The organism is Pedococcus soli, from assembly GCF_054782575.1.
The window spans coordinates 428,334-445,116 of record NZ_BAAGSF010000003.1; the positions used below are offsets into that span (position 1 = coordinate 428,334).

A 16,783-nucleotide genomic window follows, 5' to 3' on the forward strand; every position below is an offset into this window, starting at 1 on the left:
TCCCATGCGCATCGCGAGATTCACGACGGGTGAGGACCCGGTCTTCGGACTGGTCGACGGGGCTGGGGAGAAGATCGCCGAGATCACCGGCGACCCGCTCTACACGAAGATCGAGCTGACGGGGGCGACCCACCTCGTCGAGGACGTACGCCTCCTCGCGCCGGTCATCCCGCGCAGCAAGGTCATCGGCATCGGCAAGAACTACGCCGACCACGCGAAGGAGATGGGTGGTGAGGCGCCGGCCGAGCCGCTGATGTTCCTCATCCCCAACACCGCCGTCGTGGGCCCCGGTGAGCCGGTCGTGCTGACGTCGCTCACCTCCGAGGTCCACTACGAGGGCGAGCTCGCCGTCGTCATCGGCCGGCTCTGCAAGGACATCGAGCCTGAGGAGGTGTCGAAGGTCGTGTTCGGCTACACCTGCGCCGACGACGTCACCGCCCGCGACCTGCAACGCGGCGACGGCCAGTGGGCCCGCGCCAAGGGCATGGACACGTTCTGCCCGATCGGCCCGTGGATCGAGACCGACCTCGACCCGTCCGCCCTGTCGATCCGCACCCGCCGCGACGGCGAGCTCGTCCAGGACGGCACCACCGCCGACATGGTCCACGACGTCGCGACCCTGGTCTCCCACGCCTCCAAGGCGTTCACCCTCCTGCCCGGCGACGTCATCCTCACCGGCACCCCCGCGGGGGTCGGCCCGGTCGAGGGCGGCCAGCGCGTCGAGGTCGAGATCGAGGGCATCGGCACGTTGTCCAACCCGTTCGTCCGCCGCTGAGGCGAGGTATGGCGCGGGGCCGGCCCCGCGCCATACCGGTCACCTGCCAGGGCTCACCCGTCGAGGTCGGGGGTGCGTCGCAGCCACCACTCGGCGAAGGCCACGTGCATCGACAGGCCCAGCCAGAACGCGATGCCGAAGGTGGCGCGGACGGGCATGGTCTCGTCGCCCATCCCCAGCAGACCGATCTGGATGCCCGTGAAGAGGCCGACCCAGATCCTGATCGTCGCCACGCCCAGCCCAACGGCGAAGGCCCGGACCATCCAGCGGCGGTGCTGGCGCACCTGACCCCTGCGGATCGCCCGGAAGGCGAGCAGCAGGGCCACCACGAACCACGACCCGAACACCGCTGTCGCGGTCGTCTCCGCGCCGCCGCCCCACGCGAACACCACCCCCAGCACGACCGAGAGCACGCCTGAGAGCAGCGCGCAGCCGAGCAGGACCCGGCCGAGCCTGCGGTGCAGCCGGTAGTGGCGGCTGCGGAACCGGTGCGAGAGCTGGAGGGGCGCACCGAGGAGGTACACGACGCCCGGCACGATGTGGCCGTAGGCGAGCCAGGGGTGGGCGACGTACTTCTCCGCGAGGTCGTCGTCCGGGACGGTCCCGGCCACGATGTGGGGGACGTCGGTGGCGAGCCGGCGCGCGAAGAAGACCATGATGATCGTCACGAGCACGGCGATGACGACGCCCAGCGGCCGCACCGGTGCCTGTCGTCCCTGCTCCGCCGTCGTCCCCACGGAGGCAGTCTGGGCCGATCCGGGCCGAAAAGCCACGGTTCGCCCGTGATCGGTGCACCGCGGAGGGGCTGCTCGACCGACGCCCCCGACCGCCGAGGAGGCGCTCGCGGTCGGGCTCCCTAGAATCAGGTCCACCATGAGTGAGCAGACCCCCGCCGCCCCCCGCCTCCGCGTCGCCCCGTCACCGACCGGTGACCCGCACGTCGGCACCGCCTACATGTCGCTGTTCAACCTCGCGTTCGCGCGGCAGCAGGGCGGTGCGTTCGTCCTGCGCATCGAGGACACCGACCGTGCGCGCTTCCGGGAGGACAGCGAGCAGCAGGTCTTCGACACGCTGCACTGGCTGGGGCTGCAGTGGGACGAGGGCCCCGACGTCGGCGGCCCGTACGCGCCGTACCGGCAGTCCGAGCGGCTGGACACCTACCGCCCGTACGTCGAGCGGCTCCTGGCCGAGGGCCGGGCGTACCACTGCTGGTGCTCCACCGAGCGGCTCGCGACGATGCGCGAGATCCAGCAGAAGTCCAAGCTGCCGACCGGATACGACCGGTTGTGCCACGGCAAGACGCGCGAGGAGCGGGCCGAGCTGCCCGGGTTCTCCGAGACGCCCGTCGTCCGCATGCTCGTCCCCGACGACGTCGAGCTGCAGTTCGAGGACCTGATCCGCGGCCGGGTCTCCGCTCCGCGCCCCGACGACCAGGTGATCCTCAAGGCGGACGGGTTCCCGACCTACCACCTCGCCGTCGTCGTCGACGACCACGAGATGGGCATCACCCACGTCGTCCGCGGCGAGGAGTGGATCTCCAGCACCCCCAAGCACATCCTGCTCTACCGCTGGCTCGGGCTGGAGCCGCCGAAGTGGGCGCACATGCCCCTGCTGCGCAACACCGACAAGTCGAAGATCTCCAAGCGCAAGAACCCCGCCGCGCGCCTGACGTGGTTCCGCGAGGAGGGCTACCTGCCCGAGGCCCTCGTGAACTTCCTTGCCCTGCTTGCCTATCCGCCGAAGGAGGGCGAGGGTGGCGAGGACGTCGAGGTCTTCACCTTCGAGGAGTTCTCCGCCGACTTCGACTGGCGCAAGGTCAACCCGGTCGGCCCGATCTTCGACCTCAAGAAGCTCGATTGGCTCAACGGCGTGCACATCCGCGGGCTCGAGGTCCGCGAGCTCGCGTCCCGGCTGCTGCCGTACCTCGAACGGGCCGGCGTCCTGTCGGGCAACCCGAGCCTGGGCGAGCTCGCCCGACTCGAGAAGGTCACCGAGCTGATCCAGACGCGCATGGCCCTGCTGACCGAGGCGGTGGCCCTGGTCGGCCCCTTCTACGTGGCGGACGACGCCCTGGTGATCGCGGACGACGCGCGCGCCCAGCTGAAGGACGACGCGGGAGAGGTCCTCTCCGCCGCCGTCACGGCTCTGGGTGCCGTGGACGACACCGCCACCGGCCTCCTGGGTTCCGAGAGCGGGTGGAGCGCGGCCGCCATCGAGGCAGCGCTGCGCGCGGCGATCGTCGAGGGCATGGGCATCAAGCCGAAGTTCGCGTTCGGCCCGCTGCGCACCGCGGTCTCGGGGCAGCGGATCAGCCCGCCGCTGTTCGAGTCCATGGAGATCCTCGGCAAGGCCTCGACGCTCGCCCGGCTCACCCGCCTGCGCGACGAGCTGTCCGCATGAGCGGCTCCGGCCGGGTCGTCTCGTCGTCGATCGGGGTCGAGGCGCCGGCCGAGGTCGTCTTCGCGATCCTCGCCGACCCGCGCCAGCACGCAAGGATCGACGGGTCGGGCTCGGTGCGCGACACCGTGTCCGGCCCCGAGCGCCTCAGCCGTGGCGCCACCTTCGGCGTGGACATGAAGCTCGCCGGGCTGCCGTACCGGATCAGCAACCGGGTCGTGGAGTTCGAGGAGGGCCGACGGATCGCCTGGCGCCACTTCGGCGGTCACCGCTGGCGCTACGAGCTCGAGCCCGAGGGCGACGGAACCCGTGTGACCGAGTCCTTCGACTACTCCATGTATGCCGCGCCGCAGCGGCTCGTCATCGAGGCGCTGGGCTTCCCCGGACGCAACCAACGAGGCATCGAGGAGACCCTGCGGACCCTCAAGGTGGTCGCGGAAGCCGATGCCCGTGAGCCCGTTCGAGGAGGCGGGTCCTGATGGCCCTGCGCAAGGGAAGCAACGTCTCGTGGTCCTGGGGTCAGGGAGTGGCCGAGGGCACGATCGCCGAGGTGCACCACGACTCGGTCACCCGGACCGTCAAGGGGTCGCAGATCACGCGCAACGGCAGCGACGACGACCCCGCCTACGTCATCGAGCAGGAGGACGGGACGACCGTCCTCAAGCTCCGCAGCGAGCTGCGCGAGTCCTGATCGGGAGCCGATTTGGGCGGGGTGGGGCAGACCGGTAGTATCGCTTCTCGGTTCACTCCCTGAAGGCCTTCGGGCGCGCTGGGCGTGATACCCCCTTGGGGTATGGTGTAATTGGCAACACTACGGTTTCTGGTACCGTCATTCTAGGTTCGAGTCCTGGTACCCCAGCTCAGGCGCAAGTCCTTTGGGACACACGCCGATTCGGAGAATTCCCTCACTGTTCGGTAAGGTTCTCTCCGCTGCCCGGAGCCGCAAGGCGCCGGGCGAAACCAGCTAGGGCCCCGTTGTGTAGCGGCCTAGCACGCCGCCCTCTCAAGGCGGTAGCGCGGGTTCGAATCCCGTCGGGGCTACTCGCAGAAGGCCCCCGCCCACCAGGGCGGGGGCCTTCGCGCATGTCCGGGCCATCGCACGGCGTGGACCGGCCGGGCAGCTCGGCGCCACGCCGTCAGCCCCGACTGCTCACGTGCTCCTGGGCGAGGCGGCGCAGGGCTGCCAGGACCGGGTCGACGAGGACGGTGCCGGCCACGACCCGGTGCAGGGCCGAGGCGAGGTCGTCGGTGGGCACGTTCGAGACGTCGACTGCGGCGACGGCCTCACTGGCCCGGGCGTACCCCGTCAGTGCGTCGGTGGGCAGCGGCACCCCGGCCGACCGGGCTGCAGCGATCGCCCCGCTGAGCGAGTGCAGCGCGGGGGAGTCGGGCCCCACGACCCAGCCGAGGTCGGCCAGCAGCCCGGTGACCTCGTCGCTCACCGGCGTTGCGGCGTGCGGTGCCGGGAGCGCGTACTGCGCGCGGCCGAGCAGGTCGTGCCGTGACCGCGGTGGGTCGTCCAAGGCCTCGGTCACCCGCCTGGCCTCGGCGACGCTGACCCCGGCGTCGACCAGCGCACGGACCAGGCGCACCCGCCGCAGGTGGTCCTCGGAGTAGTCGGCCCTCGTGGCGCCCAGGCTCTCGCCGGGCGGCAGGAGCCCTTCACGCAGGTAGTACTTGAGGGTCGCGACCGGGACGCCGCTCGCCTCGGAGAGCTCGGAGATCCGCATGGGGAGCGACACTATCCACAGTGCGCCGCGGCATACCGGGGCGTGGGAGCCGACACGGCGAAGCGGGGGTTGTCCGGCGACACCGGTGGAAACAGGTGCCGTGTTGCCGAGCAACCCCCGCTTCGCGAGGTGTGGGGAGGGGTATGGCGCCGGGTCAGGCGTGGTTCTGCTGCTGCTGCTGCGCGTGGTGGCGGGCCAGCACCTCGGTGAGCTTGTTGGCGCCGGCGATCACCGTGGCGGCGTGCAGCCGACCGGGCTGGCGGGAGAGTCGCTCGATGGGGCCGGAGATCGACACCGCGGCGACGACCCGGCCCGAGGGTCCGCGGACCGGGGCGGACACCGAGGCCACGCCGGCCTCGCGCTCGCCGACGCTCTGCGCCCAGCCGCGGCGGCGGACGCCGGACAGGGTGGTCGCGGTGAACTTGGCGCCGTGCAGGCCACGGTGCAGGCGGTCGGGCTCCTCCCAGGCGAGCAGCACCTGGGCGGCCGACCCGGCCAGCATCGACAACGTCGCGCCGATCGGGATCGAGTCGCGCAGGCCCACCGGACGCTCTGCGGCGGAGACGCAGATGCGGTGGTCGCCCTGGCGGCGGAACAGCTGGGCGCTCTCGTTGGTGTGGTCCCGCAGGGCGCCGAGCACCGGCCCTGCGGCAGCGAGCAGCCGGTCCTCGCCGGCGGCCGCGGCCAGCTCGGCGAGCCGCGGTCCGAGCACGAAGCGACCCTGCAGGTCGCGGGTGACCAGTCGGTGGTGCTCGAGCGCGACGGCCAGTCGGTGGGCCGTCGGGCGGGCCAGACCGGTCGCGGTCACCAGTTGCGCAAGGGTCGACGGCCCCGCCTCGAGGGCACCCAGGACGATGGCTGCCTTGTCGAGAACGCCGACTCCACTCGTGTTGTCCATGGGATGATATTGCCGTCTCATTCGATGAGACGCAAATCCGAGGGCGTGTCGTGCGTGCCAACGTGGGAGATCCGCGCGGCGTGGCGCACCGACGAAACACGCGCGCGAGCAGGACGCAGGACGCGACGGAGGAGTGGGACACGTGTCAGGAACTTTGGCCGAGAAGGTGTGGGACGCGCACGTCGTGCGTCGCGCGGAGGGCGAACCGGACCTCCTCTACATCGACCTCCACCTCATCCACGAGGTGACCTCGCCGCAGGCCTTCGACGGGCTGCGGCTCGCAGGGCGCACGGTGCGACGACCGGACCTCACGCTGGCCACCGAGGACCACAACGTCCCGACGACCCCCGGCCCGATCACCGACCTCGTGAGCAAGACGCAGGTGGACACCCTGCGCCGCAACTGCGAGGAGTTCGGTGTCCGGCTCTTCCCGATGGGTGACGCCGAGCAGGGGATCGTCCACGTGGTCGGCCCGCAGCGCGGCCTGACCCAGCCCGGCATGACGATCGTCTGCGGTGACAGCCACACCTCGACCCACGGTGCGTTCGGTGCGCTGGCCTTCGGCATCGGCACGTCCGAGGTCGAGCACGTGATGGCGACCCAGACGTTGCCCCTCAAGCCGTTCAGGACGATGGCGGTCAACGTCGAGGGCGAGCTCCAGCCCGGCGTGACCGCCAAGGACATCACCCTCGCGGTCATCGCGAAGATCGGCACCGGCGGTGGCCAGGGCTACGTCCTGGAGTACCGCGGCAGCGCCATCCGCGCGCTGTCCATGGAGGCCCGCATGACCGTCTGCAACATGTCCATCGAGGCGGGTGCCCGCGCCGGGATGATCGCCCCGGACCAGACCACCTTCGACTACCTCGAGGGTCGCGACCACGCCCCGACCGGTGCCGACTGGGACGCCGCGGTGGCGGACTGGAAGACCCTGCGCAGCGACGACGACGCGGTCTTCGACGCCGAGGTCGACCTCGACGCCACGACGCTGACGCCGTTCGTCACCTGGGGCACCAACCCCGGCCAGGGCCTGCCGCTCAGCGCCGCGGTGCCGGACCCCGAGACGATGGGCGACGACAACGAGAAGGCCGCCGCGCGTCACGCCCTGGAGTACATGGGCCTGACCGCCGGCACCCCGCTGCGCGAGATCCGGGTCGACACCGTCTTCGTCGGCTCCTGCACCAACGGCCGCATCGAGGACCTGCGCGCCGCCGCCGAGGTCGTCAAGGGCCACAAGGTCGCCGAGGGGGTGCGCATGCTGGTCGTACCGGGCTCCGCGCGGGTGCGCCTGCAGGCCGAGGAGGAGGGCCTCGACCAGGTCTTCACCGCGGCCGGTGCCGAGTGGCGCCTCCCCGGCTGCTCGATGTGCCTCGGGATGAACCCCGACCAGCTGGCCCCGGGCGAGCGCAGCGCCTCGACGTCCAACCGCAACTTCGAGGGTCGGCAGGGCAAGGGCGGCCGGACCCACCTGGTCAGCCCGCTGGTCGCCGCGGCGACGGCGTTGCGCGGCACGCTGTCCAGCCCCGCAGACCTCGTCGACGCCGCTGTCGGCTCCGCCCAGGGCACGGACGCGTCGACCACCACCGCGAGCGAGGGGAGCTACTGATGGACGCCTTCACGACCCACACCGGTATCGGGGTGCCGCTGCGCCGCAGCAACGTCGACACCGACCAGATCATCCCCGCCGTCTACCTCAAGCGGGTGACCCGGACGGGGTTCGAGGACGGCCTGTTCGCGGCCTGGCGCCGCGACGAGACCTTCATCCTCAACAACCCCTCGTATGCCGCCGGGTCGGTCCTCGTGGCCGGCTCCGACTTCGGCACCGGCTCGTCCCGCGAGCACGCCGTCTGGGCGCTGATGAACTACGGCTTCCGCGTCGTGCTGTCGTCCCGGTTCGCCGACATCTTCCGGGGCAACAGCGGCAAGCAGGGGCTGCTCACGGCCCAGCTGTCCCAGGACGACATCGAGCTCATCTGGAAGTACCTCGAGAACGAGCCGGGGGCGTCCGTGACCGTCGACCTGGTCTCGCGGACCGTGACCGCCGGTGACATCGTCGCGCCGTTCGAGGTCGACGACTACACGCGGTGGCGGCTGCTCGAGGGGCTCGACGACATCAGCCTCACCCTGCGCCACGAGCAGGACGTCACCGAGTTCGAGGGGCGCCGGCCGTCCTACAAGCCGTCCACGACCAGCGCCTGAGGGCGCGGCGCGCCGACACGGCACGAAATTTCCTCGGGTGGGCCCACTGGGCCTGCTGCGACACGGCCCCGGCAGCAGCTGCCGGGGCCGTTCCGCGTGCTGCTGACCCGTCCTGTGCCGCGCTGGATGGCGCAGATTCTGTTGCACCACAACACAATCGGTGGTCCAGTCGATCGCTCGGCGCCGGACCCCGTCCGTGTGTGCGAGCGCGGCCCGAACCCGCAAATGGGCTCCCCGCTGGGGCAGGTTTGGGGCTGAATCCGTTGCGACACAATGGATCAGGGCGTCGCAGTGGTGGACTAGCACGCCCAACAGCCCTAACGTCGGACCCACGTCGGGCAGTGGCTCGGCCGCCCACCTCGCCGGACCAAGGGTGTCCGGCACCACCAACCCTGTGGAGGGGAAGCCGTGAACAAGGCAGAACTGATCAAGGAGCTCGAGTCCCGGCTCGGCAGCCGCAAGGCGGCAAGTGACGCTCTCACCGCCGTCGTCGACGTGATCATCCGTGAGGTCGCCAAGGGCGGCAGCGTCGCCATCACCGGCTTCGGCACCTTCGAGCAGGCCGCTCGTGCCGCCCGGACCGGCCGCAACCCCCGCACCGGCGCCTCGGTGAAGATCAAGAAGACGGTCGTCCCCAAGTTCCGCGCCGGCTCGGCGTTCAAGGACGTCGTCAAGAACCCGCGCTCGCTGCCCAAGGCCGCCGTCGCCGGCGCCCGCGCCGCGGCCGGCACGGCCAAGACCGCCACCGCCAAGTCCACGACGGCTGCGAAGAAGGCTGCTCCCGCGAAGAAGGCGGCACCGGCCAAGAAGGCGGCTCCGGCGAGGAAGGCCGTGGCCACCAAGGCGGCTCCGGCCAAGAAGGCGGCTCCGGCGAAGAAGGCGGCACCGGCCAAGAAGACGGCTCCGGCGAAGAAGGCTGTCGCCACCAAGGCGGCTCCGGCCAAGAAGGCTGCTCCCGCGAAGAAGGCGGCCCCGGCCAAGAAGGCTGCTCCGGCGAAGAAGGCCGTCGCCACCAAGGCTGCGCCCGCCAAGAAGGCGGCTCCCGCGACGAAGGCCGTCGTCAAGAAGGCCGCTCCGGCCAAGAAGGCTGCTCCCGCGAAGAAGGCGGCCCCGGCCAAGAAGGCCGCCGTCAAGCGCACGGCCAAGAAGGCCTGACCGGTTCTGACCGGTGCTGATCCGGGCCCGTCCACGGGCCTGACCAGCGTCTGACCCACCACGACAGAGGTCGGCTCCCGAACGGGTGCCGACCTCTGTCGCACGCGGGGGAGGGCGTGGTGGGATGCTTGCGCCATGGCAAACATCCTCACCGTGAACGGTGGCTCGCCCCTGGTCGGAGACCTCGAGGTCCGTGGGGCCAAGAACCTGGTGTCCAAGGCCATGGTGGCGGCGCTGCTGGCGGAGGACCCGTGCCGCCTCCGGGGCGTCCCGGAGATCTCCGACGTCAAGATCGTCTCCGGCCTGCTCGAGCTGCACGGTGTGAAGATCGACTCCACCGACCGCGACGGCGAGCTGCTGCTCGACCCCACGAACGTCGAGCAGGCCCATGTCGCCGACATCGACGCGCACGCCGGGTCCTCCCGGGTGCCGGTGCTCCTGTGCGGGCCGCTGCTGCACCGCCTCGGCGAGGCCTTCATCCCCGACCTCGGCGGCTGCCGCATCGGTGAGCGGCCGATCAACTACCACCTCGACGTGCTGCGCCAGTTCGGTGCCGACGTCCAGAAGCGGCCGGAGGGCCTGCGGCTCACCGCCCCCAACGGACTCAAGGGCACCCGCATCAAGCTGCCGTACCCCTCGGTGGGCACGACCGAGCAGGTGCTGCTGACCGCGGTCCGTGCCCAGGGCGTCACCGAGCTGCGCAACGCGGCCGTCGAGCCCGAGATCCTCGACCTGATCGCCGTTCTGCAGAAGATGGGCGCGATCATTAGCGTCGAGACCGACCGGGTGATCAAGATCGACGGGGTCGACCGGCTCGGCGGCTACGACCACCTGGCCATCCCGGACCGCATCGAGGCCGGCTCGTGGGCGTGTGCGGCCCTGGCGACCAGGGGTGACATCTACGTCCGCGGCGCCCAGCAGCAGGCGATGATGCCCTTCCTCAACGTCTTCCGGAAGATCGGTGGCGACTTCGACATCGACGACGAGGGCATCCGCTTCTGGCACGCCGGGGGAACCCTGAACTCGCTGGTGCTCGAGACCGACGTCCACCCGGGGTTCATGACCGACTGGCAGCAGCCGCTCGTGGTCGCCCTGACCCAGACCAGTGGCCTGTCGATCGTCCACGAGACGGTCTACGAGAACCGCCTGGGCTTCACGGAGGCCCTGGGGGAGATGGGCGCGGTCGTCCAGCTCTACAAGGAGTGCCTCGGCGGCTCCCCGTGCCGCTTCGGCCGGGCCAACTTCCGCCACAGCGCCGTCATCTCCGGCCCGACGCCGTTGCGCGGTGCCGAGATTACGGTGCCGGACCTGCGCGGCGGGTTCAGCTACCTCATCGCCGCCCTGGCCGCCGAAGGGCAGTCCAAGGTGCACGGCATCGAGCTCATCTACCGCGGCTACGAGCGGTTCTCCGAGAAGCTCGACGCGCTCGGTGCCGACTACGAGGTCGGCTGACCGGCAGCGTCAGCCGATCACCTGGTCGTCGCCGATCCCGACGATCCAGAGCCTCGTGACCTCACGGCCGTCGTCACCGACGTCCAGGCTCAACCGCTGACCGGGGCGCAGGTGCCGCAGGGCGCTCGCCCCGAACACCGCCGCGGAGAAGGTCACCTCGAGGCCGTCGTCGAGCAGGAGGGAGCCCGCCCCGGTCTGCTCGTCGAACCTGTGCACGCTGCCCTGCATGGGTGGCAGCGTAGCCCGCGTCACCTGGGCGCCGTGGCCTCCCGACGGGCCGCGGACAAGGCGGCCCTCGTCGCGGGACCGAGGCCCAGGCCCGCAGCGGAGGTCAGTGCCCTGTCGTCGTCGACGTCGGTGCGCAGCCGGGGCAGGTCGAGGTCCAGCCGCACGTGCCCGGCCCCGGTGTGCGCCGCCGCCGAACCGGTCCCGAACCGCGGGTGCAGCGCCGTCGCGTCCAGGGCCGTGAGCAATGTCGTGCCCTCGCCGGAGGCGTCCGGCACGACCGCCATCGCGTGAGCCGCTGCTGCGTCCAGCGCGGCGACCAGGTCCTCGGGCCGCAACGACGGCAGGTCTCCGAGCAGGACGGCCAGCGGGTCGCCCGGTGCCGACGCGGCGACGTGGTCCCGACCGGCCACCACCGCCGCGTCGAGGCCCCCACCGGGATCGGCGACGACGTGGGCGCCGAGCCCGAGCGCGACCTCGGACACCCGCGGGTCGGAGGAGACGACGACGACGCGCGCGGGCGGCATACCGGCGCAGCAGGCGGAGAGGCAGTCGGTGGCGAGGGCCAGCGCGAGGTCCTCGCGACCCACGCCGGCCGGGGGGTGCAGTCGCGACTTGGCGCCCGCGCCGCCCTTCACGGGCACCACGAGGTACCACCGGAGACCGGGCGGTCGGGGGCTGGGGGACGTCATCACCCCGATCGTCGCAGGTGGTGGCGCGGTTCCTCGACACCGACCCCCTGACCAGAGAGGATGCACACTCGACCGTCGCCCCCGATCCTGACCACGGAGATCCCACGTGACCGCCAGCGGCACACGCCCACTGCCCTTCGCCTACCGCCTGGCGGTGGCGATCGTGCGTCCCCTGATGCTGCTGCTCACCAAGCGCACCTGGCGTGGCACCGAGCACCTCCCGACGTCCGGCGGGTTCATCGTCTGCCCCAACCACCTCTCCTACGCCGACCCGTTCACGTTCGCCCACTTCCTCTACGACAACGGCCACCCGCCGTACTTCCTCGGCAAGGAGGCGGTCTTCCGGATCCCCGTGGCGGGCGCGATCCTGCGTGGGGCGCAGCAGATCCCGGTGTACCGCAACACCGGTCGCGCAGCCGACGCCTTCCGCGCGGCGGTGGCCGCGGTCAACGAGGGCAAGTGCGTCGGCGTCTACCCCGAGGGCACGCTGACCCGTGACCCCGAGCTGTGGCCGATGGTCGGCAAGACCGGTGCGGCGCGCATCGCCCTGACGACCCGCTGCCCCGTGATCCCGGTGGCGCAGTGGGGTCCGCAGGAGATGCTCGCGCCCTACTCCAAGAAGCCCAGGCTGTTCCCGCGCACGCGCATCCAGATGTCCGCGGGCCCGCCCGTCGACCTCAGCGACCTGTACGACCAGCCGGTGACGGGGCCGTTGCTGCGCCAGGCGACCGACCGCATCGTCGACGCCATCACGGTGCAGCTCGAGGGCATCCGTGGCGAGAAGGCCCCGGCCGAGCGGTTCGACTCACGCAAGCACGGGCTCCCCGAGACCGGCAACTTCCACCGCCGCACCGGGGAGGGCGCGTGACCAGGGCCGCGGTCTTCGGCACGGGCAGCTGGGGCACGGCGTATGCCGCGGTGCTGGCCGACGGGGGCACCCCCGTGACCATGTGGGGCCGACGCCAGGAGATGGTCGACCAGATCAACGCGGGGAGCAACGAGGACTACCTGCCCGGGATCGCGCTGCCCGACGGCATCCGCGCCACCGCCGATCCGCTCGAGGCCGCGGCGGACGCTGACGTCGTCGTCCTGGCGGTTCCGTCGCAGACCTTGCGCGCCAACCTCGCCGAGTGGGCCCACGCCCTGCCGGCCGGTGCCGCGATCGTGTCGCTGATGAAGGGCGTCGAGCTCGGCACCACGAAGCGGATGAGCGAGGTCATCGCCGAGGCCGGGGGCATCGAACCCGGCCGCATCGTCGTGGTCTCGGGACCGAACCTCGCCAAGGAGATCGCCCAGAAGCAGCCGGCCGCCAGCGTCATCGCGTGCATCGACGAGCGCATCGCCGAGATGGTCGCGGAGGCCTCGAACCCGCCGTACTTCCGTCCCTACACGACCACCGACGTCGTCGGCGCCGAGCTCGGTGGCGCGGTGAAGAACGTCATCGCGCTCGCGGTCGGCATGGCCGAGGGGCTCGGCATGGGCGACAACTCCAAGGCCTCGATCATCACCCGCGGCCTGGCCGAGACGTCGCGGCTGGGCATGAAGCTCGGTGCCGACCCCGTGACGTTCAGCGGTCTCGCCGGGGTGGGGGACCTCATCGCCACGTGCATGTCGCCGCTCTCCCGCAACCGGACGTTCGGGCTCAACCTCGGCAAGGGCATGACCGTCGAGGAGGTCGTCGCCGTCACCCGGCAGACGGCCGAGGGCGTGAAGTCGTGCGAGTCGATCCTCCAGCTCGCGCACGACCACGGGGTCTCGGTGCCGATCATCGAGCAGGTCGCAGCGGTGGTGCACGACGGCCGCAGCCCCAAGGAGGTCGTCGGCGCCCTGATGCTCCGGGCGCTGAAGAACGAGGCCGAGTAGCCGGTCGGTCAGCCGCGCAGGGCCCGGTCGAGGTCGTGCCACAGGTCCTCGACGTCCTCGATGCCCACGGACAGGCGCAACAGGTTCTCGGGGACGGTGTGGGGCTCGGCCGGGTGGCGTCGGCGCCGCTCGATCTGCGACTCGACGCCACCGAGGCTGGTCGCGTGGGTCCACAACGTGGTGGCCGCGGCCACCCGCTCGGCCGCCTCCGCACCCCCCGGCACCTCGACGGCGATGATGGCACCGAACCCGGGGTACCGGGCCGTCTCGACACCGGGGTGGCCGTCGAGGCGAGCCGCGAGCTCACGGGCGTTGGCGGTGGCGCGCTCCAGCCGCACGTGCAGGGTGCGCAGCCCGCGCAGTGCCAACCAGGTCTCCATCGGCCCCGCGATGGCGCCGCCGAGCACGCGCGCCGTCGACAGCCGCGCACGCAGCTCTGCGCCGGCTTCGGTCGAGGCGGTCACGAGGGCGCCGAGGATGACGTCGGAGTGGCCCGACAGGTACTTGGTCACCGAGTGGAGCACGATGTCGACCCCGTCCTCGAGCGGGCGCTGGACGAGCGGGGTGGCGAAGGTGTTGTCGCACACCGTGATCGCGCCGGTCTCCCTCGCCATCGCGGACAACGCGCGCAGGTCCGAGACCTCGAGCATCGGGTTCGTCGGCGACTCGAGCCACAGCATGGCGGCGCCGTCGAGGGCCGCGCGCACCGCGGCCTGGTCGGTCGGGTCGACCCGCCTGACCACGACCGCCCCGGTGGCGGCGAGCTGGTCGAGCAGGGCCGTCGTCCCGTTGTAGGCGTGGTGCGGGACCACGACCGCGCCACCGTGGGGGACGAGGGAGACGGCAGCCGAGACCGCCGCCATACCGGAGGCGAAGACGAGCGCGTCGCCGCCCTCGAGCGAGCCGAGGGCCTCCTCGAACGCCGTCCACGTGGGGTTGCCGACCCGCGCGTAGTTGACGGGGCCGTCCGCGATGTAGGTGGACGAGAACTCCAGGGGCGCGTTGACGCCGGCGCCGGGCACCCGGGGCTGGCGTCCGAGGGCGACGACGCGGGAGGCGGGGGACAGCTGCTCGTGGCTCACGCGGCCAGCGTAGGCGGCGGCGCCCGCGAGCCGTGCTCCGTGCCCGCCCGGTGAGCGGGATACGCTCGTCCGCGATGACCACGGACCAGCCCACAGCCTCTCGCGAGCCTGCCCAGAAGCCCCGCGTCGCCATCGTCTTCGGCGGCCGTTCCTCCGAGCACGCGGTGTCCTGCGCCACGGCGGCAGGCGTGATGCGTGCGATCGACCGCGACGCCTACGACATCGTCCCGATCGGGATCTCCCGCGACGGGCACTGGGTGCTCTCCGACGGTGACCCGCAGCGGCTGGAGCTGACGTCCGAGCGCACGCCCGAGGTGGCGGCCGACGGTGCCGGCGTCGTCGTCCCGCTGGCCACCACCGACCGCACCCTGGTCAGCCTCGAGGCGGCCGAGGTGCCGCGCTCGCTCGGTGAGGTGGACGTCGTCTTCCCCTTGCTGCACGGCCCGTTCGGTGAGGACGGGACGATCCAGGGCATGCTCGAGCTCGCCGACATCCGCTACGTCGGGTCCGGCGTCTTCGCCTCGGCCGCAGGCATGGACAAGCACCACATGAAGGTCCTGTTCGCGGGGGCCGGCCTCCCCGTCGGGCCGTATGTCGTGGTGACCGACGCGCAGTGGCGTCGCGACAAGGCCGCCGCCATGGATGCCGTCGCGGCGCTCGACTACCCCGTGTTCGTGAAGCCGGCCCGCGCCGGCTCGAGCATGGGCATCTCCAAGGTCTCGACGCCGGAGGCCCTCGAAGGCGCGATCGAGGTGGCGCGCACGCACGACCTCAAGGTGGTCGTCGAGCAGGGGATCGTCGGCCGCGAGATCGAGTGCGCGGTCCTCCAGGGCCGTGGCACCGACGAGCCCCGCGTCTCGCACGTCGGCGAGATCGAGGTCACCGCCGAGGGCGGGCACGAGTTCTACGACTTCGAGGCGAAGTACCTCGACGACGGGGCCGTGCTGTCCTGCCCGGCCAAGGTCCCCGACGAGATCGCGGCAGAGGTGCAGCGGCTCGCGGCGGCGGCGTTCGAGGCGCTGGGGTGCGAGGGGCTGGCGCGGGTCGACTGCTTCTACACCGAGGCCGGGGACGTCGTCATCAACGAGATCAACACCATGCCCGGGTTCACGCCGCACTCGATGTACCCGCAGATGTGGCAGGCGACGGGGCTCGGCTACCCCGAGCTCATCGACGAGCTGCTCCAGCTCGCCCTGACCCGCCCCGTCGGCCTCCGGTAGCCCCTCGTCATCGCACGGTCGCGGGCTGGGCAGGGGGCACTCGGCCCGCGTCCACTCGCGCCTCCGCTTCGCTCCCGCGCTCCCGCCAGACCCACCAGCGGGACTCCGTGCCCCCTGCCCACCCCGCTCCGCTCGCACCTCCGCTCCCCGCTGCAACCGATCTCGGTGAGCGGGAAGTGTCGGTATCCCGCTCGGTGAGCGGCGGTTGGTGCCCACTGAGTGGGGGGCCGGGCGCCACAGCGCGCGAAGGCGCCTAGCTGCAGGTGCGGTTGTTGCCGGGGAGGGCCCTGGCGGCTTCGTTGAAGGCAGGGAGCAGGAGCGGGGCCGGGGCATAGGCGTCGGGGACCAGGACCTCGATCGCGGGGTCGCGCCCGAACGTCGTGAACCGGACGCCGTCACTGAGCTCCTGCGCGACCCAGTCGACGCCGTCGACGTCGAGGCACTGGTCGGAGGTCGGGCCGAGGGCCGGCCAGCCGCAGGTCGCGATGATCGCGGGGTCGCCCCACTCGCGGACGTCGCGCGGGTCGGTGCCCTCGGCGACGGAGACCTCGCGGGAACGCTGGCCGCCGACCGTGGGCGGCATCCGGCTCATCGGGGTCTCGCACGCCGCCACGTGGGCCGGCGCGGCGACCTGCTCGGGCGACTGCACGGCATACAGCACGCCGCCGGCCACCCCGAGGAGGAGGAGGCCGGCGGCAGCGACGAGCAGGCGCCGACGGGCGGCGCGGCTCACGTCAGACGTGGACGACGGTGCAGGTCAGGGTCCGGGTGATGCCCGGGACGTCCTGGATCTTGGCAATGACGAGCTTGCCCAGCTCGTCGACCGTGTTGGCCTCGACGCGAGCGATCACGTCGTAGGGGCCGGTGACGTCCTCTGCCAGGACCACGCCGGCGATACCGGCAATGGCCTCTGCGACGGTCGCCGCCTTGCCGACTTCGGTCTGGATCAGGATGTAGGCCTGGACCACCACTGAGCACCTCAACTTCTGTCGAAGATGGGACATGTCGTGACGTCGACGACGGCACGTCATGTTCCGGTTGGCCGGGACGTCGTCGTCCCGAGAGAACCAGGCCGCAGCGGAGCCACGGCCAGGGCAG

Annotated in this window: 19 protein-coding genes and 2 tRNA genes; 13 read left to right on the top strand and 8 right to left on the bottom strand. The window is 71.6% G+C overall.

Annotated elements, in window-relative coordinates:
- Positions 1 to 4: 4 nt before the first annotated feature.
- The gene (locus ACYVKF_RS05025) at positions 5 to 775 is read left to right on the top strand and encodes a fumarylacetoacetate hydrolase family protein (protein ID WP_056915195.1); all 771 of its coding nucleotides are present in this window, start codon (positions 5 to 7) and stop codon (positions 773 to 775) included.
- 53 nt (positions 776 to 828) lie between these two features.
- Here ACYVKF_RS05025 and ACYVKF_RS05030 read toward each other — a convergent pair whose 3' ends face one another.
- Positions 829 to 1,512: a DUF2306 domain-containing protein gene (locus ACYVKF_RS05030; protein ID WP_460965272.1), complete on the bottom strand. Its 684-nt coding sequence runs from the start codon at positions 1,510 to 1,512 to the stop codon at positions 829 to 831.
- 136 nt (positions 1,513 to 1,648) lie between these two features.
- Here ACYVKF_RS05030 and gltX point away from each other — a divergent pair, with 136 nt between their 5' ends.
- From gltX to ACYVKF_RS05055, 5 genes are all read left to right on the top strand, one after another.
- Positions 1,649 to 3,175 carry a glutamate--tRNA ligase gene (gene gltX / locus ACYVKF_RS05035; protein ID WP_460965274.1) on the top strand — a complete coding sequence of 509 codons (1,527 nt, stop codon included), beginning with the start codon at positions 1,649 to 1,651 and terminating at the stop codon, positions 3,173 to 3,175.
- Complete coding sequence (locus ACYVKF_RS05040; RefSeq protein ID WP_460965276.1) at positions 3,172 to 3,651, top strand: SRPBCC family protein; 480 nt, start codon at positions 3,172 to 3,174, stop codon at positions 3,649 to 3,651. The genes gltX and ACYVKF_RS05040 overlap by 4 nt, the downstream gene beginning before the upstream one ends.
- Entirely contained in the window at positions 3,651 to 3,863 is a 213-nt protein-coding gene (locus tag ACYVKF_RS05045) for a hypervirulence associated TUDOR domain-containing protein (RefSeq protein ID WP_460965278.1), read from the top strand. Before ACYVKF_RS05040 ends, ACYVKF_RS05045 begins: the two co-directional genes overlap by 1 nt.
- A 96-nt stretch (positions 3,864 to 3,959) precedes the next feature.
- Positions 3,960 to 4,031, top strand: a tRNA-Gln gene (locus tag ACYVKF_RS05050).
- Positions 4,032 to 4,140: 109 nt separating this feature from the next.
- Positions 4,141 to 4,213 (top strand) — tRNA-Glu (locus ACYVKF_RS05055).
- A gap of 95 nt (positions 4,214 to 4,308) precedes the next feature.
- Here ACYVKF_RS05055 and ACYVKF_RS05060 read toward each other — a convergent pair.
- Positions 4,309 to 4,902: a MerR family transcriptional regulator gene (locus ACYVKF_RS05060; protein ID WP_056915191.1), complete on the bottom strand. Its 594-nt coding sequence runs from the start codon at positions 4,900 to 4,902 to the stop codon at positions 4,309 to 4,311.
- Between the two features lie 154 nt (positions 4,903 to 5,056).
- Positions 5,057 to 5,800, bottom strand: a complete 744-nt coding sequence (locus ACYVKF_RS05065; protein WP_056883602.1) for an IclR family transcriptional regulator — start codon at positions 5,798 to 5,800, stop codon at positions 5,057 to 5,059.
- A 142-nt stretch (positions 5,801 to 5,942) separates the two neighbouring features.
- Here ACYVKF_RS05065 and leuC point away from each other — a divergent pair, with 142 nt between their 5' ends.
- From leuC to murA, 4 genes are all read left to right on the top strand, one after another.
- A complete protein-coding gene (gene leuC / locus ACYVKF_RS05070) occupies positions 5,943 to 7,403 on the top strand; it encodes a 3-isopropylmalate dehydratase large subunit (protein WP_460965281.1) in 1,461 nt (486 codons plus the stop codon).
- Entirely contained in the window at positions 7,403 to 7,996 is a 594-nt protein-coding gene (gene leuD, locus ACYVKF_RS05075) for a 3-isopropylmalate dehydratase small subunit (RefSeq protein ID WP_056915189.1), read from the top strand. Before leuC ends, leuD begins: the two co-directional genes overlap by 1 nt.
- Before the next feature lie 408 nt (positions 7,997 to 8,404).
- Positions 8,405 to 9,151 (top strand): HU family DNA-binding protein, encoded by a 747-nt coding sequence (locus ACYVKF_RS05080; protein ID WP_460965284.1) that lies wholly within the window; start codon positions 8,405 to 8,407, stop codon positions 9,149 to 9,151.
- A gap of 135 nt (positions 9,152 to 9,286) precedes the next feature.
- Complete coding sequence (gene murA / locus ACYVKF_RS05085) at positions 9,287 to 10,603, top strand: UDP-N-acetylglucosamine 1-carboxyvinyltransferase (protein ID WP_056915187.1); 1,317 nt, start codon at positions 9,287 to 9,289, stop codon at positions 10,601 to 10,603.
- Positions 10,604 to 10,612: 9 nt separating this feature from the next.
- Here the strand turns inward: murA and ACYVKF_RS05090 are convergent, their stop codons facing one another.
- Both ACYVKF_RS05090 and cofC read right to left on the bottom strand, forming a co-directional pair.
- Positions 10,613 to 10,831, bottom strand: a complete 219-nt coding sequence (locus ACYVKF_RS05090; protein WP_460965287.1) for a hypothetical protein — start codon at positions 10,829 to 10,831, stop codon at positions 10,613 to 10,615.
- Positions 10,832 to 10,851: 20 nt separating this feature from the next.
- Positions 10,852 to 11,520: a 2-phospho-L-lactate guanylyltransferase gene (gene cofC, locus ACYVKF_RS05095; RefSeq protein WP_460965289.1), complete on the bottom strand. Its 669-nt coding sequence runs from the start codon at positions 11,518 to 11,520 to the stop codon at positions 10,852 to 10,854.
- A 106-nt stretch (positions 11,521 to 11,626) separates the two neighbouring features.
- Between cofC and ACYVKF_RS05100 the strand changes: the two genes are divergently transcribed.
- Both ACYVKF_RS05100 and ACYVKF_RS05105 read left to right on the top strand, forming a co-directional pair.
- The gene (locus ACYVKF_RS05100) at positions 11,627 to 12,388 is read left to right on the top strand and encodes a lysophospholipid acyltransferase family protein (RefSeq protein WP_460965291.1); all 762 of its coding nucleotides are present in this window, start codon (positions 11,627 to 11,629) and stop codon (positions 12,386 to 12,388) included.
- Positions 12,385 to 13,383, top strand: coding sequence for an NAD(P)H-dependent glycerol-3-phosphate dehydrogenase (locus ACYVKF_RS05105; protein WP_460965293.1), 999 nt, complete (start codon positions 12,385 to 12,387; stop codon positions 13,381 to 13,383). The genes ACYVKF_RS05100 and ACYVKF_RS05105 overlap by 4 nt, the downstream gene beginning before the upstream one ends.
- Before the next feature lie 8 nt (positions 13,384 to 13,391).
- On the opposite strand, the gene ACYVKF_RS05110 is transcribed toward ACYVKF_RS05105, so the two are convergent.
- The gene (locus ACYVKF_RS05110; protein ID WP_460965295.1) at positions 13,392 to 14,465 is read right to left on the bottom strand and encodes a trans-sulfuration enzyme family protein; all 1,074 of its coding nucleotides are present in this window, start codon (positions 14,463 to 14,465) and stop codon (positions 13,392 to 13,394) included.
- Positions 14,466 to 14,539: 74 nt separating this feature from the next.
- Here ACYVKF_RS05110 and ACYVKF_RS05115 point away from each other — a divergent pair, with 74 nt between their 5' ends.
- A complete protein-coding gene (locus ACYVKF_RS05115) occupies positions 14,540 to 15,685 on the top strand; it encodes a D-alanine--D-alanine ligase family protein (RefSeq protein ID WP_056915182.1) in 1,146 nt (381 codons plus the stop codon).
- A gap of 253 nt (positions 15,686 to 15,938) precedes the next feature.
- Here the strand turns inward: ACYVKF_RS05115 and ACYVKF_RS05120 are convergent, their stop codons facing one another.
- Complete coding sequence (locus ACYVKF_RS05120) at positions 15,939 to 16,418, bottom strand: DUF3515 family protein (RefSeq protein WP_460965297.1); 480 nt, start codon at positions 16,416 to 16,418, stop codon at positions 15,939 to 15,941.
- A 1-nt stretch (position 16,419) separates the two neighbouring features.
- Positions 16,420 to 16,653: an Lrp/AsnC family transcriptional regulator gene (locus tag ACYVKF_RS05125; protein ID WP_056915180.1), complete on the bottom strand. Its 234-nt coding sequence runs from the start codon at positions 16,651 to 16,653 to the stop codon at positions 16,420 to 16,422.
- Between the last annotated feature and the right edge of the window lie 130 nt (positions 16,654 to 16,783).